The following is a 13,597-nucleotide window of genomic DNA, read 5'->3' as shown; positions in this document are numbered from 1 at the left end:
GCACCGCAGGCCAGAGCGCGCCCTGTCACACCCATCGCGGCCTAAGCATCTGTTTTCCCGGCTTGACTCTCGGACCAAGCCCACCTCCTCTGGCGGCATGAGTGAGAAACGCGCAATGGACGGCATCGGGGCCGCAATGCTGATCGGCTTCAGCGGGCTGATGGGCTTTAATCAGGTGGTGATCAAGGTCTCCAACGGCGGGTTCGGCCCGGTGTTTCAGGCGGGCCTGCGCTCTCTCATCGGGCTGGCGGTCCTGCTGACATGGCTCGCCTTTCGCGGCCAGCTGAAGCGCGCCAGCACTCCTGCCCCTGCCCCTGCCCCTGCCCCTGCCCCTGCCCAGACGTCGGCGCATTGGAGCCGCTCTGTCCACTTCTGGGGGCTGGTGTCCGGGCTGTTGTTCACGGCCGAATTTGTCTGCCTCTATATCGCACTTGATCTCTCCTCGGTGTCGCGGGTCACGATCATCTTCAACTCGATGCCGGTCTGGCTGGCCCTGGCCGGCCATCTGCTCCTGCCCGGCGAGCGGCTCAACAGCCTGCGCATGTTGGGACTGATCCTGGCCATGGGCGGCGTGGTGCTGGCCGTGCTGCACCGAGGCAGCGGCGATGCCTCGCTGCTGGGCGATATTCTCGCGCTTGCGGCGACGCTGGCCTGGGCCGGGATCGCCCTCTGCGCGCGGCTGTCGCCACTGGCCCATGTGCCGCCGATCCGCCAGCTCACCTATCAGCTGGCCACATCGGCGCTGGTGCTGCTGGCGATTTCGCCGCTGTTTGGACCGCTGCTGCGCGACCCCACGGCGCTGCATATCTCCGGCGTGCTGTTTCAGGCCATCGCCATCGCCAGCCTCGGCTATCTGCTGTGGCTCTGGCTGATCAGCCTCTACCGCGCCAATGCCGTTGCCTCCTTCAGCTTCCTGTCGCCGGTGATCGCGGCCATTCTCGGCTGGCTGCTGCTGGACGAGGTGATCCTGCCGCAGGTCTGGGCCGCACTGGTGCTGGTCGCGGTCGGTATCCTGCTGATCAATCGCAAATAGGTTCAGGTGCCGCAGAAGGTCGCCTTCACCACCTCGCTCGCAGCCGGCGGGCGACGCAGATCCTCGGCCCCTGCCTGCACGGTATAGGGATCCGCCAGCACGGTATTGAGCCGCTCGAACGGGGCAAAATCGCCCGCAACGGCGGCACTGATCATCGCCTCGATCCGGTGGTTGCGCGGGATATAGACCGGGTTCGCTGCCGCCATCGCCGCCGCCGGATCCGCCTCCTGCGCCAGACGCGCGCGCCAGTCCCCTGCCCAGCCGTCAAACGCCTCCGGCTCCAGAAACTCATCGCGCACCTTGCCGGAGTCCGGCGCAACAGCATCGCCCAAGGCCCGGAAGGTATTGGTGAAATCCGCCTGCCCCGCCGCCATGCGCTGCATCAGGTCAGTGATCAGCGCCATATCGTCAGGCGTTGCCTCGGCAATGCCGATCTTGGCGCCAAAGCGCCGCAGCCAGGCGGCCTCGGTCCGGGCGGGCATCGCATGAACGATCTCGGTCGCCTCCTCAACCAGCGCCTGCGGATCCTCCGCCTGCTGGATCAGCGCGGTGGCCAGCTGCGCCAGATTCCAGACCGCAATATCGGGCTGGTTGGAATAGGCATAACGCCCCATCCGGTCGATCGAACTGAACACAGTGCTGGGGTGATAGACATCCAAAAAGGCGCAGGGACCATAGTCAATCGTCTCGCCGGAAATGGACGAGTTATCGGTATTCATCACCCCGTGGATAAAGCCTACCGACATCCAGGCCGCGATCAGCTCCGACTGCCGATCGCGCACCGCCCGCAACAGCCCCATCGGCCCCTTCGCCTCAGGATAATGGCGTTGGATGGCGTAATCCGTAAGCTGCCGCAGCGCCGCCTGCTCGCCCCGCGCGGCAAAGATCTGAAAGCTCCCGACCCGCAAGTGGCTCGCGGCCACCCGTGTCAGCACCGCGCCGGGCAAACCGCCCTGTTCGCGCCAGACCAGCTCACCGGTCGCAACCGCCGCCAGCGCGCGCGTCGTCGGAATACCAAGCGCGTGCATCGCCTCGCTCACCACATATTCGCGCAGGACCGGCCCCAGCCAAGCCCGCCCGTCACCGCCCCGCGAATAGGGCGTGCGCCCGGATCCCTTCAGTTGGATATCGCGGCGCTCGCCATCAACACCAACAGCCTCGCCCAGCAGGATCGCGCGCCCATCGCCGAGTTGTGGATTGTAGGTGCCAAACTGATGCCCCGCATAAAGCTGCGCCAGCGGATCGGCGCCATCGGGCACACGGTTGCCCGCAAAAATCTCGGCCAGCTCGGCCCTGTCACCCGCCCGGATGCCCAGCTCCGCGCCAAGTGCACCATTATAGGCGATCAGCTCTGGCGCCTTCACCGGCACGGGAGCCTGTTTGCTGTAGAACAGCGGCGGCAGCGCGGCATATGTATTGTCAAAGGGGATGTGCAATGTCATGGCCCAAACATATGCGGCAAATGCCAAATTGCCAGAGCCAACAGACAAAACGGAGCACTGACATGACCGCCGATGAGATCATCGCCCGGCTGAACCTCCAGCCCCACCCCGAAGGCGGCTATTACCGCCAGACATGGATCGCCGATACCACAACCAGCCACGACGACCGCGCCACCGGCACCTGCATCTATTTCCTGCTGAAGGCGGGTGAGAGCAGCCACTGGCACCGTGTCGATGCCACCGAGATCTGGCTTTATCACGCTGGCGCGCCGCTGGTGCTGTCGCTGTCAGCCAGCGATGACGGCCCCGCCCACGACCACCTGCTGACCCCGGACCTGACCACCGGAGAACCGCAGCTGATCGTCCCCGAAGGCCACTGGCAGGCCGCCCGCACCAGCGGCGACTATACGCTGGTCAGCTGCACCGTCTCACCGGGGTTCCGGTTCGAGGGCTTCACCCTCGCCGACCCCGGCTTCGATATCCCGCGCGCCTGACCCCAGATTTCTTCGATGGGATTTGCCAGGAAACCTCCAAGTTTCCCGGCCGCCAGACCTCAGTCCTCGCGCCCCGGCACACTCACCACACCGCCGCCAACACAGGCGCTGACACCGGTTGTGCCGGGACAGGAGGTCGGCAGCCCGCGCGCAACCCGTACCGCCAGATGGGCAAAGGCCTGCGCCTCCAGCATGTCGCCATCCAGCCCCACCGTCTCGATCGGCTGAACCGGGCAGTCCAGCGACACCCGCAGCATCTCCATCAGCACCGGGTTGTGGCGCCCGCCGCCAGTGACCAACACCACCTCCGGCGGCTCCGGGCAATGCTCCATCCCCTGTGCAACAGCAGCGGCGCACATGCCGGTCAGCGTCGCCGTCGCATCGCGGTCGCTCAATTCGGAGACCAGCGTGATCATCTCGGAAAAATCATTGCGATCCAGCGATTTCGGCGGCATCCGGGCAAAATAGGGCTCCGCCAGAAACAGCTCCAGCGCCCCGGTCTCCACCGCGCCGCCACGGGCAATCGCGCCGCCTTCGTCCATCATCTGACCACAGCGCGCCTGCACCAGATCATTGATCGGCGCATTGGCAGGGCCGGTGTCAAACGCCAAAAGCGCGCCGGGATCCTCAGCCGCGTCACAGCGCGGATCGACATAGGTCAGATTGCCCACGCCGCCGAGGTTCAGGAAACACAGGGGTTTGTCCCGCTTCAGGTATTTGGCGCAGGCAAAATGAAAGAACGGCGCCAGCGGCGCGCCCTCCCCGCCCAGCCGCACATCGTCGCTGCGAAAATCCCAGACCACCGGGGTGTCAAGCTCAGCCGCCAGCGCCGCCCCATCGCCCACCTGCAGGGTGCCCTGCACGCGCGGCGCATGGGCCAGCGTCTGACCGTGAAACCCGATGACATCAACCGGTCCCGCCGCTGCATCCTCGGCCAGAACCTGCGCCAGCAGCGCCGCATGGGCGCGGGTCACGATCTCTGCGGCGGCGTCCACCTGTGGCCCCTGCCACTGTCCCAATGCGGCCGCCAGCTGCGCCCGGTCCACCGGCTCATAGGCGCGATAGGCACTGGCGCCAAAGCCGTGGATCACCACGCCATCGGTCTCGACAATGGCCGCATCCACCCCGTCCAGCGAGGTGCCGCTCATGGTGCCAAGGGCGCGCAGAACGCCGGTCTTGGGGATCGCCACAGAACGGGCCGAGGAGGGGGATCTGGTCATGCTGATGGTGCCTGCTGTGATATTGGGCGCGCCGCGCCGGTTTGCGCCAAGGATACAGCAGCGAATTTCTTGCGCAAAGCCGTTCACACTGCTTTCCCCCCGGCAATTTGCGTTTTATACAGCAGCGCGCAATTTAGAAAGCCGAGGCACATCATGACCTACCACCCAAAATCGGACTTCATCGCAGTTATGATGGAACGTGGCTATCTGGCCGACTGCACCGATTACCAGGGCCTGGACGAGGCGCTGATGACCCCCGGCCAATCCGCCTATATCGGCTTTGACGCCACCGCGACCTCGCTGCATGTGGGCTCGCTGATCCAGATCATGATGCTGCGCTGGTTCCAGAAGACCGGCCACAAACCGATCACCCTGATGGGCGGCGGCACCACCAAGGTGGGCGATCCCTCTTTCCGCGCTGATGAACGCCCGCTGCTGACGGATGAGCAGATCGATTCCAATATCGCCGGCATCAAGAAGGTGTTTGCCGCCTATATCGACTATGACAGCGGCGCGGGTAACGCCGCCATGATGCTGAACAACGCCGAATGGCTGGATGATCTGAACTACCTCACTTTCCTGCGCGATATCGGCCGCCATTTCTCGGTGAACCGGATGCTGTCGTTTGAGAGCGTGAAATCGCGTCTCGACCGCGAACAGTCGCTGTCCTTCCTCGAATTCAACTACATGATTTTGCAGGCCTATGACTTTTTGGAGCTGAACCGCCGCTACGGCTGCGTGTTGCAGATGGGTGGCTCCGATCAATGGGGCAATATCGTCAACGGCATCGACCTCACCCGCCGGGTGCTGGACCATGAAATCTACGGTCTCACATCGCCGCTCTTGACCACCTCCGACGGCAAGAAGATGGGCAAATCGCAGAATGGCGCGATCTGGCTCAATGGCGATCTGCTCTCGCCTTATGAGTTCTGGCAGTTCTGGCGCAACACCACCGACGCCGATGTGGGCCGCTTCCTGAAGCTCTATACCGAGCTGCCGGTGGACGAATGCAACCGCCTGGGTGCGCTGGAAGGGTCGGAGATCAACGCCGCCAAGGTGATCCTTGCCAATGAGGTGACCACCCTGCTGCACGGTGCCGAGGCCGCCGCGGCCGCCGAGGCCACCGCCCGCGAAGTGTTCGAGAAAGGCGGCATTGGCGACGACCTGCCCACGCTCAGCCTGACTGCCGCAGATCTGGGCGATGGCATCTCCATCGTGCAGCTGATCGTGAAATCCGGGCTGGCCAAATCGGGCAAGGACGCCAAGCGCCTGATCGCAGAGAACGGCGCCAAGATCGACGACGCGCCGCTGACCGATGCAGGGCTGATGATCGACGCCGCCGCTCTGGCCTCGCCGATCAAACTGTCTGCGGGCAAAAAACGCCACGCGCTGGTGCAGCTGGAGGGGTAATCGCCCCGCGGTGCAGCCGACGGGCAGGACCAACCGACAGCAATCAAAAAAAAGGGGGCCGCTGTGGCCCCTTTTTCGATCCCGAAGATCAGACCAGCCGCAGCGCCATTGCCAGCGCAGGGCCGAGGCGTTGCGGGAACCTCCGCAAAAGGCTCCCGCCCGTCATCCCCCATCCCGGATGGGGTGTTCCCGTTGGGCGGGGCGCCGCGCGAAGGCGCGGCGCGGCAGCGCATCACGACAGGGCACCACCGCCGTGCACCGGAGCTGCTGACACGACCCGGCCCTCGAATTCCGTGCTAAAACAAAAGGCTTCACAGCACCCAGAGATCCAGCAGCATCAGCACCAGCCCAACCGGCAGCGACAGCGCCAGAGCCACCAGAAGAGCCGCAGCTTTGGTGACCCGCGGAGCCGGTGCGGAATGATTTCGAATTTTATTCGCATTTTTCATATCTTCATTAACCATCATTTAGGTTTCGCTGCGGTTAATGGCGCCATGTTCGATTTCACACCAGCAGATGTCATGCCCCGCCCCATTCTCCGCGACGAAACCATCTCTGCCCTACCGCAATCGGCGGAATTTGCCCGCGCGCTTCAGGCGACGGGCAAGGACCCTCTGGTGCTGAACCAGATGAAAGGCACCGTCGTCATGCGCCGCAAGCTCTGGGGCCGCATCAACGTGGCCATGGTCAACCGCGCCCGCATCGACAAGCCGTTGCGACTGCTGGAACAATTGCAGGAAAACGGCCTGCGCCGCACGCCCGTCATCCTGTCGCCAGAAACGCCGACCCCCGCCCTCGCCCGCCACGGCGCGGTGGCGCTGGTCAGCCCGGCGCATGTCGGTTTGCTCGACCTCACCGGTGACCCGGATCAGCGCCGCGCGGCGCTGCATCAGAAATGGCGCAACCGGCTGGTCCATGGCGAACAGCAGGGGCTGCGCATCACCCGCCAATCCCTGCCCCAGACCCCGGCGCATTGGATCTTTGCTGCTGATGCCGCGCAGCAATCCAGCCGCGGCTATCGCAACTGGCCGGTGGATCTGACCCTGGCCTATGCCCGCGAGAACAAGGGGATGGCCAAGATTTTCGAAGCCCATGACGGCAAGGAGATCGTGGCCGCCGTGCTGGTGCTCTGCCATGGGCGTGGCGCCACCTATCACATCGGCCATACCACCGATCGCGGCAAGGCGCTGTCCGCCCATAACCTGCTGATGTGGGAGGCGATGTCCTGGCTTGCCAAACGCGGCTATGAACAGCTCGACCTTGGCGTGATCAACACCGAAAACGCCGCCGGTCTGGCCCGCTTCAAACTGGGCACCGGCGCACGGCTGCACCAGCTGGGTGGCACCTGGGCCTATTGGCCGCCGCTGGGTCGGCTGCTGCGTCCGCTCGCCGCGCTCGACAAACGGCTGATGAACCCCGGGCTCTCTGGACACTGCTAGGGGGACGTGATTATCTGAACACACGTTCAGATATGAACCCGATAGCATAGACCCCCGGGAGGAGCCCTGCTCATGAAACTGTCGCAAACCGCCGCCGTCATCACCGGCGGCGCCTCTGGCCTTGGTGAGGCCACCGCCCGTCATTTTGCCGCCCAAGGCGCCCAGGTCACGCTCCTGGATCGTGACGCCGAACGCGGCGCTGCCGTTGCCTCCGAAATCGGCGGGCATTTTGCCCAGACCGACGTCACCAGCGAAGAGTCGGTTGCCGCAGCCATGGCGCTTGCCAGCGAGAAGATGGGCAAGATCAACGTCTGCGTGAACTGCGCAGGCATCGCCCTTGGCATCAAGACCGTGGGCCGCGATGGCGCGCACCCTCTGGATGCCTATCAGCGCACCATCGACATCAACCTTGTCGGCACCTTCAACGTCGCCCGGCTCGCCGCCGTGGAAATCGCCAAATGCGAGGCTGAGGCAGACGGTGGCCGGGGTGTCATCATCAACACCGCGTCAATCGCGGCCTTTGACGGTCAAAAAGGCCAGGCTGCCTATGCCGCCTCCAAAGGCGGCGTTGTGGGCATGTGCCTGCCGATGGCCCGTGATCTGGCCTCTTCGGGCGTGCGGGTGATGACCATCGCGCCGGGCATCTTCATGACCCCGATGCTGGCGGGCCTGCCGGAAGAGGTGCAGCAGCAGCTCGCCGCCGATGTGCCCAACCCGGCCCGGCTTGGCGACCCTGCCGAATATGGCCGTCTGGCCGGGTTCATCGTCGAGATGGGCTATCTCAACGGCGAGGTGATCCGCCTCGACGGCGCGCTGCGGATGCGCTGAGGCGCTGAGGCGCTCTCGGTTACCCGTATCGAAACCAAGACCTCAAGGGGCAGACCACCCCTTGAGACACCCCCACTCCCCTCTCCGCGCAATACGGAATTGATCAGCGACAGCCTCCCGGTTCTCCGCTAGCCTGTCGCACAACCTTGCCGAGGGGGAGCAGACCCATGACCCAGCCCAACCTGCCGCTGACCGGCGCCTGTCTCTGCGGTGCTGTCCAGCTGCATGTCACCGCCTCCCCCCTGCTGACGCTGGCCTGCCACTGCCGCGATTGTCAGAAACTTGCCGCCAGCGCCTATTCCCTGACCGTCATGTTTCCGGCAGAGGCGGTCACCGTCACGGGAGAGCTGGTGCTGGGTGGAAAACACAGCGAAGAGCGCAAGCATTATTACTGCCCGACCTGCCTCAGCTTTGTCCTCTCCCGCCTGAAGGCGGCACCAGAACGGGTGAACCTGCGCGCCTCTTTGCTGGATGATCTGACTTGGTTCACCCCCTTTGTCGAAGTCATGACCGAGGACAAACAGCCCTGGGCGATGGTTCCGGCATCTCACAGCTATGCCCGCTTCCCCACAACGGCAAAGGAGCTGGCGGATCTGATGGATGATTACGTCAATACCATCGCACCCTCCGCGCCCGGCAGGGATCCGGCATGAGCAGATCCGAACGACAAAAGATGCAGGCGGGCGACTGGTACTGTTGCCTGGACAGCGAACTCTCCGCGTTGCGTCATCAGGCCCGTCTGGCGGTGCATCAGCACAATCAACGCCCCCCTGACCCCGGCGAAAGCCTCAGCCCGTCGCTGGCAGCCCTCTTTGCCGGTCATGGGCAGAATTGCCTGATCGAGGCCCCGTTTCACTGCGCCTACGGGGTCAATATCACCCTCGGGCATCAGGTCTATTTGAACGCGGGCTGCACCATCCTTGATACCGCGCCGGTGTGCATTGGGGACCGCTCCATGCTGGGGCCGAATGTGCAGATCTTCTGCGCCCAGCACCATAAGGATAAAGCCTTGCGCGCCAAGGGGTTGGAAATCGCCCATCCGGTCACGCTGGGGTGCGATGTCTGGATCGGCGGCGGCGCGATCATCCTGCCCGGCGTCAGCATCGGCGATGGCGCCATCGTCGGTGCCGGCGCGGTGGTGACACGAGATGTGGAGGCCGGGGTGACAGTGGTCGGCAATCCGGCGCGGGCGCTCCCTCGCTAGCATCCGCAGGGTCAAAACTCGCACCCGTTGCGCAGCAGCCGCGCGCCGCCTTAGGCTTCAATCAGGAAAAATTTATATTTTACAAAAGACTACGGCAGCGTCTTTGACCCAATGTTTCGCACGCGAAACATTGGGTCAGCCCTGCTTACCGAAAAATCAGAGGGGCTTCAGCCTGCGGATTTCTCTTCCAGCTCCAGCCATTCCTCCTCAGCGGCAGAGAGTTTCTCCTGCCGCTCCACCAGCGCATCGGTGGCCTTCTGGAACTTCACCGGTTCGCGGGTGAACAGCTCGGGATCGGCCATCAGCTGCTGCAATTTGGCGATCTCCGCCTCCAGCCGCTCGATCTCGCCGGGCAGCGCCTCCAGCCGGTGTTTTTCCTTAAAGCTCAGACCATCCTTGGGCTGCGCTTCCTGCTTGGGTTTCGGCTTGCTCGCCTTGGCTTTCTCTGCCTTCTCCGCCGCACCTTCGACCGGGGCACGTTGCGAGAGGTAATCGCTCCAGCCCCCCGCATAGGCCGTGGCGCGCCCGCCGCCTTCCATGGCGATGGTGGTGGTGGCCACGCGGTCCAGAAAATCCCGGTCGTGGCTCACCAGCAGAACCGTGCCATCGTAGCTGTCCAGGAGTTCCTGCAACAGGTCGAGCGTCTCAACATCCAGATCATTGGTCGGTTCGTCCAGCACCAGCAGGTTGCTCTGCCGCGCCATCAGCCGCGCCAGCAAGAGACGCGCCTTCTCGCCGCCGGACAGGGACCGCACCGGCGCGCGGGCCTGCGCCTCGTCGAACAGAAATTCCTTCAGGTAGCCGACCACATGTTTAGGCTGCCCCCGGACCATCACCTGATCCGCCTTGCCCGAAATCCCCAGAAGCGGATCCGAGGTCAGGTTTTCCCAGAGACTGGCATCGCCGTCCAGCTGATCGCGGGTCTGATCAAACAGCGCCAGCTCCAGATTGGTGCCCATCTGCACATGGCCTTCATCAGGCTGTTCCAGCCCCAGCAGCATCTTCAGGAGCGTGGTCTTACCTGCCCCATTCGGCCCGACAAAGGCAACGCGATCGCCGCGCTGCACCTTCAGCGAGAAGTCCCGCACAATTGCCTTGTCACCGTAGGATTTCGTCAGCCCTTCGGCCTCGATCACCTTGCGGCCCGATTTGGGGCCCGCGTCCAGCGCCAGCTCAGCCGTGCCCTGCCGCTTGATCTGGCTGGACCGCTCCGCCTTCAGATCCTGAAGCGCGCGCACCCGGCCCATATTGCGTTTGCGGCGGGCGGAGATGCCCTCCACCGCCCAGCGGCTTTCGGATTTGATCAGCCGGTTCAGCTTATGCCTCTGCTGGTCTTCTTCTTCCCAGATCTTGTCGCGCCAGGCCTCAAAGGCATCAAACCCCTTCTCCTGACGGCGCACCTGCCCCCGGTCCACCCAAAGCGTCGCGCGGGTCAGGGCGCGCAGAAACGCCCGGTCGTGCGAAATCAGCACAAAGGCGGCGCGGGTCGATTTCAGCTCATTCTCAAGCCAGGTGATCGCCTCGATATCCAGATGGTTGGTCGGCTCGTCCAAGAGCATCAGATCGGGTGCCTCGGCCATCAGCTTGGCCAGCGCCGCGCGGCGTTTTTCACCGCCGGAGGCCGTCGCCACAGGGCGGGCGGGATCAAACTTCAGCCCCTCGCCTGCCCGCTCCACCTTGTACATCTCGCCCGGATCCAGTTCGGAACTGGCAAAATCGCCCAGCGTGGCAAACCCGGTCATCTGCGGGTCCTGCTCCATATAGCCGACGGATTTGCCCGGCGGCACCACCAGCGAGCCGGTGTCGGCCTCGACCAGACCGGCCATCACCTTCATCAGGGTGGATTTGCCGGAGCCATTGCGCCCGACCAGCGCCACCCGGTCGCCGGGTTGCACCACCAGATCAAGATCCGCGAACACCGGATCGCCCCCAAAGGTGAGGGAGATACCGGACATCTGTAAAAGAGGAATACGTGCCATGTGAGGCTGCTAAACCGGGGCGCGGGGCAGGTCAACGGCTGTCAGCGCACCGGATGGTCAACGCCGGTGACAATGGCGCGCAGCAGACGTTTGCGCGCTGCGGGAATGGTGGCGATTTCCACCGCCGTAAACAGATGCAGCGTGCCAAGCTCGCGGTCGATCACCGCATGGTCGCTGACCCAGCCGCCCATCATCAGATAGGTGCGCAACAGGGGCGGCATCTGCTGCTGCGCCGCCTTGCCATCCACGGGCGGCAGATCCAGTGCCGCAAGGGGCAGCACCTGCGCCGCCCGCACCCCCACCCCCTGCCCGGTCGGTGCCTGATGACGGGCCAGCAGCAGGGCAAGGGCCTGCCCATAGGGCGCCGGATCAACACCCTGAAAGGACGAGCAGCCAAACAGCAGCTCGACCCCGTGATCATCGACAAACGCTGTCAGCGCCCCCCAGGCAAGCCGCAGGATATCGGCATCCTGCCAATCGGGATGGATGCAGAACCGCCCCAGCTCCAGCAACGGGCCACGACGGGCGGAAAACATATTCAGATCATAGCGTTGTGCGGCATAACTCTGGGCGATATATGCGCCATCTGGCAGCAGCAGCAGGCGAAAACAACAGACCAGAACACCGCTGGCCTGATCCTCGATCAGCATATGCTGGCAGCGCCGGTCCAGCGGTTCTGCGTCGAGCTTGCTGCGGCCGAAACACAGGCTTCGCAGCGCCCGCGCCCGTTGCAGATCGCCGCCATCACCGGCCACCTGCCCGGCGCCATCAATCAGCCGGACCCGATAGCGGCCACGACACAGCAGCGGCCGCGGCGCGACCTTTGCAGGGGACATCTTCACAAGGGGCAACAGATCACGCAACGCAGCTCTTCCAGCGACCACAGGCACCGCAGCCTGTGGCCTGCCTAGCATGGATCACGTATCAGCCAAACGACGAAAGCCACCCCGGATCGGGATGGCTTTCTCAGAATTTGATATGCAGGCCGATCAGACCCGCCGCATCATTCGATCAGCCCACCGGGACCAAAGTTGCCGAGGCTGCCCAGCAGCTGGCGCAGGAAGGTCTTGTCCTGCACGTTGGAGCTGGTCACGCGGCGTTGCAGGGGAATCACCCGGCCCTGCTCCAGACCGTAGCGTTCGATCCCCGTGACCACGCCCTGATCGTTGAAATTGATCGCAACCAGCTCCCGCGAGACCGGCTTGCTGGCCGAAGGTCCGCGGCGGCGCATCAGGGTGGAAACATAGTAGTAGCCGCCATCGGTCAGCACGCCCTCTGCCGCCGGAACCCCAATGGTTTCAGCAACGCTGTCCTTGGTATCAACGCCGACAACCACCTCTGACAGCAGCTCTTCGCTGGGGACATATCCGTGCTTGCGGTACATGGAACAGGCGCCAACCGCGAGCCCCGCTACCAAGAGAACCGTGACCCTTATCGCCGCCTTCAGCGACCTCATACGTTTGGATGCCATGCTACTCTCTTGCCCCCCGGCTTGAATACGCCTTTGAACCGGATTACCTAAACCAAGCCTCCGGTTCAAGAAACGAAAGTCCCCCAAATGTCTGAGAGCACCGCTTTTCGGGTCGCTGACCTGCCGCAAAACCGCGCAACCTCGTTCGAACTGCGCCCCGACGCCGCTGGTCTGACCGCCCTCGCGCAGGAGCTGGGCGTCGACGATCTGCGCAAACTGCGCTTTGCCGGAGAGATCCGCGCTCTGGGCAAACGTGACTGGGAACTGGTTGCGGATCTGGGCGCCACCGTGGTGCAGCCCTGCGTGGTGACACTGGATCCGGTGACCACCCGCATTGATCAGAAGGTGCGCCGCAGCTTTATCGCCGGGATGGTGCATCCCGACAGCGAGGAAGAGGTGGAGATGCCCGAGGATGACACCAGCGAACCGCTGGGCAGCCATATCTCCCCGCATGAGGTGATGGTCGAAGCGCTGGCGCTGGCGCTGCCGCAATACCCCCGCAAAGACGGCGTCTCGCTCGGAGAATCAGTGCACGCCGAACCGGGTGTTGCCCCGATGCGCGACGAGGACACAAAGCCCTTTGCCGGGCTGGCCGCGCTGCGTGATCAGCTTGACGGCAGCCGCGAAGACTGAAAAGAGAGCGGCCAGACGATTCCGATTGGTGTTCATGCGCTGACCGGCCAAAAAACCACTTGCGCCAGCGTCAATTCGCAGTATTTTCGCGCGCTCATCGGAATTTTGGTTGGACATCGGCAAGGCTGAGGCCTAAACGCACGGCAGACCGATCGAAACATTGAATGTGAAACGCGCCGCGGGGACAGCCCCAAGGCCCCAAGTGACAAAGGTTGAGACATGGCTGTCCAACAGAACAAAGTATCCAAGTCGCGTCGCAACAACCGCCGCGCGCACGATGCACTGGTTGCTGCAAACCCGAACGAATGCGGCAACTGTGGCGAACTGAAGCGTCCGCACCACGTATGCCCCTCCTGCGGCCACTACGACGAGAAAGAAATCGTCGCAGCCGCTGACGAGATCGACATGGACGAAGACGCGGCCTAAGCCGCGTCAGCACCAGAC

15 protein-coding genes are annotated in these 13,597 nt (G+C 63.8%); 9 read left to right on the top strand and 6 right to left on the bottom strand.

Annotation, left to right across the window (positions count from 1 at the left end; translation table 11 throughout):
- The first annotated feature begins 115 nt into the window (after positions 1-115).
- Positions 116-1,033, top strand: a complete 918-nt coding sequence (locus VWZ85_RS18385; RefSeq protein ID WP_416595511.1) for a DMT family transporter — start codon at positions 116-118, stop codon at positions 1,031-1,033.
- Between the two features lie 2 nt (positions 1,034-1,035).
- On the opposite strand, the gene VWZ85_RS18380 is transcribed toward VWZ85_RS18385, so the two are convergent.
- Complete coding sequence (locus VWZ85_RS18380) at positions 1,036-2,475, bottom strand: protein adenylyltransferase SelO (RefSeq protein ID WP_416589365.1); 1,440 nt, start codon at positions 2,473-2,475, stop codon at positions 1,036-1,038.
- A 62-nt stretch (positions 2,476-2,537) separates the two neighbouring features.
- Between VWZ85_RS18380 and VWZ85_RS18375 the strand changes: the two genes are divergently transcribed.
- A complete protein-coding gene (locus VWZ85_RS18375; protein ID WP_416589364.1) occupies positions 2,538-2,969 on the top strand; it encodes a cupin domain-containing protein in 432 nt (143 codons plus the stop codon).
- 59 nt (positions 2,970-3,028) lie between these two features.
- Here the strand turns inward: VWZ85_RS18375 and VWZ85_RS18370 are convergent, their stop codons facing one another.
- The gene (locus tag VWZ85_RS18370) at positions 3,029-4,189 is read right to left on the bottom strand and encodes an anhydro-N-acetylmuramic acid kinase (protein WP_416589363.1); all 1,161 of its coding nucleotides are present in this window, start codon (positions 4,187-4,189) and stop codon (positions 3,029-3,031) included.
- A gap of 153 nt (positions 4,190-4,342) precedes the next feature.
- On the opposite strand from VWZ85_RS18370, the gene tyrS reads away from it, so the two are divergent.
- The gene (gene tyrS, locus VWZ85_RS18365; RefSeq protein ID WP_340545199.1) at positions 4,343-5,599 is read left to right on the top strand and encodes a tyrosine--tRNA ligase; all 1,257 of its coding nucleotides are present in this window, start codon (positions 4,343-4,345) and stop codon (positions 5,597-5,599) included.
- A gap of 311 nt (positions 5,600-5,910) precedes the next feature.
- Here tyrS and VWZ85_RS18360 read toward each other — a convergent pair whose 3' ends face one another.
- Positions 5,911-6,048 carry a hypothetical protein gene (locus VWZ85_RS18360; protein WP_340545198.1) on the bottom strand — a complete coding sequence of 46 codons (138 nt, stop codon included), beginning with the start codon at positions 6,046-6,048 and terminating at the stop codon, positions 5,911-5,913.
- A 45-nt stretch (positions 6,049-6,093) separates the two neighbouring features.
- Between VWZ85_RS18360 and VWZ85_RS18355 the strand changes: the two genes are divergently transcribed.
- The 4 genes from VWZ85_RS18355 (at position 6,094) to VWZ85_RS18340 (ending at position 9,070) form a co-directional block, all read left to right on the top strand.
- Entirely contained in the window at positions 6,094-7,038 is a 945-nt protein-coding gene (locus VWZ85_RS18355) for a GNAT family N-acetyltransferase (protein WP_340545197.1), read from the top strand.
- A gap of 72 nt (positions 7,039-7,110) precedes the next feature.
- Entirely contained in the window at positions 7,111-7,866 is a 756-nt protein-coding gene (locus tag VWZ85_RS18350; RefSeq protein ID WP_340545196.1) for an SDR family NAD(P)-dependent oxidoreductase, read from the top strand.
- A 167-nt stretch (positions 7,867-8,033) separates the two neighbouring features.
- On the top strand, positions 8,034-8,519 hold the full coding sequence (locus VWZ85_RS18345; RefSeq protein ID WP_416589362.1) for a GFA family protein: 486 nt from the start codon (positions 8,034-8,036) through the stop codon (positions 8,517-8,519).
- Complete coding sequence (locus VWZ85_RS18340) at positions 8,516-9,070, top strand: sugar O-acetyltransferase (protein ID WP_416589361.1); 555 nt, start codon at positions 8,516-8,518, stop codon at positions 9,068-9,070. Before VWZ85_RS18345 ends, VWZ85_RS18340 begins: the two co-directional genes overlap by 4 nt.
- A gap of 167 nt (positions 9,071-9,237) precedes the next feature.
- On the opposite strand, the gene VWZ85_RS18335 is transcribed toward VWZ85_RS18340, so the two are convergent.
- The 3 genes from VWZ85_RS18335 to VWZ85_RS18325 form a co-directional block, all read right to left on the bottom strand.
- Positions 9,238-11,025, bottom strand: coding sequence for an ABC-F family ATP-binding cassette domain-containing protein (locus VWZ85_RS18335; protein ID WP_416537799.1), 1,788 nt, complete (start codon positions 11,023-11,025; stop codon positions 9,238-9,240).
- Between the two features lie 65 nt (positions 11,026-11,090).
- Entirely contained in the window at positions 11,091-11,885 is a 795-nt protein-coding gene (locus VWZ85_RS18330) for a GNAT family N-acetyltransferase (RefSeq protein WP_416589359.1), read from the bottom strand.
- A gap of 167 nt (positions 11,886-12,052) precedes the next feature.
- A complete protein-coding gene (locus tag VWZ85_RS18325) occupies positions 12,053-12,520 on the bottom strand; it encodes an outer membrane protein assembly factor BamE (RefSeq protein ID WP_416537752.1) in 468 nt (155 codons plus the stop codon).
- An 87-nt stretch (positions 12,521-12,607) separates the two neighbouring features.
- On the opposite strand from VWZ85_RS18325, the gene VWZ85_RS18320 reads away from it, so the two are divergent.
- Positions 12,608-13,153, top strand: a complete 546-nt coding sequence (locus VWZ85_RS18320; protein WP_340545191.1) for a YceD family protein — start codon at positions 12,608-12,610, stop codon at positions 13,151-13,153.
- Positions 13,154-13,372: 219 nt separating this feature from the next.
- The gene (gene rpmF / locus VWZ85_RS18315; RefSeq protein WP_014874239.1) at positions 13,373-13,579 is read left to right on the top strand and encodes a 50S ribosomal protein L32; all 207 of its coding nucleotides are present in this window, start codon (positions 13,373-13,375) and stop codon (positions 13,577-13,579) included.
- Positions 13,580-13,597: the final 18 nt, after the last annotated feature.

Source organism: Phaeobacter sp. JH20_29 (genome assembly GCF_048056175.1).
In the GTDB taxonomy this organism is placed as follows: Bacteria; Pseudomonadota; Alphaproteobacteria; order Rhodobacterales; family Rhodobacteraceae; genus Phaeobacter; species Phaeobacter bryozoorum.
This window is presented reverse-complemented; position numbering and strand designations above follow the sequence as displayed.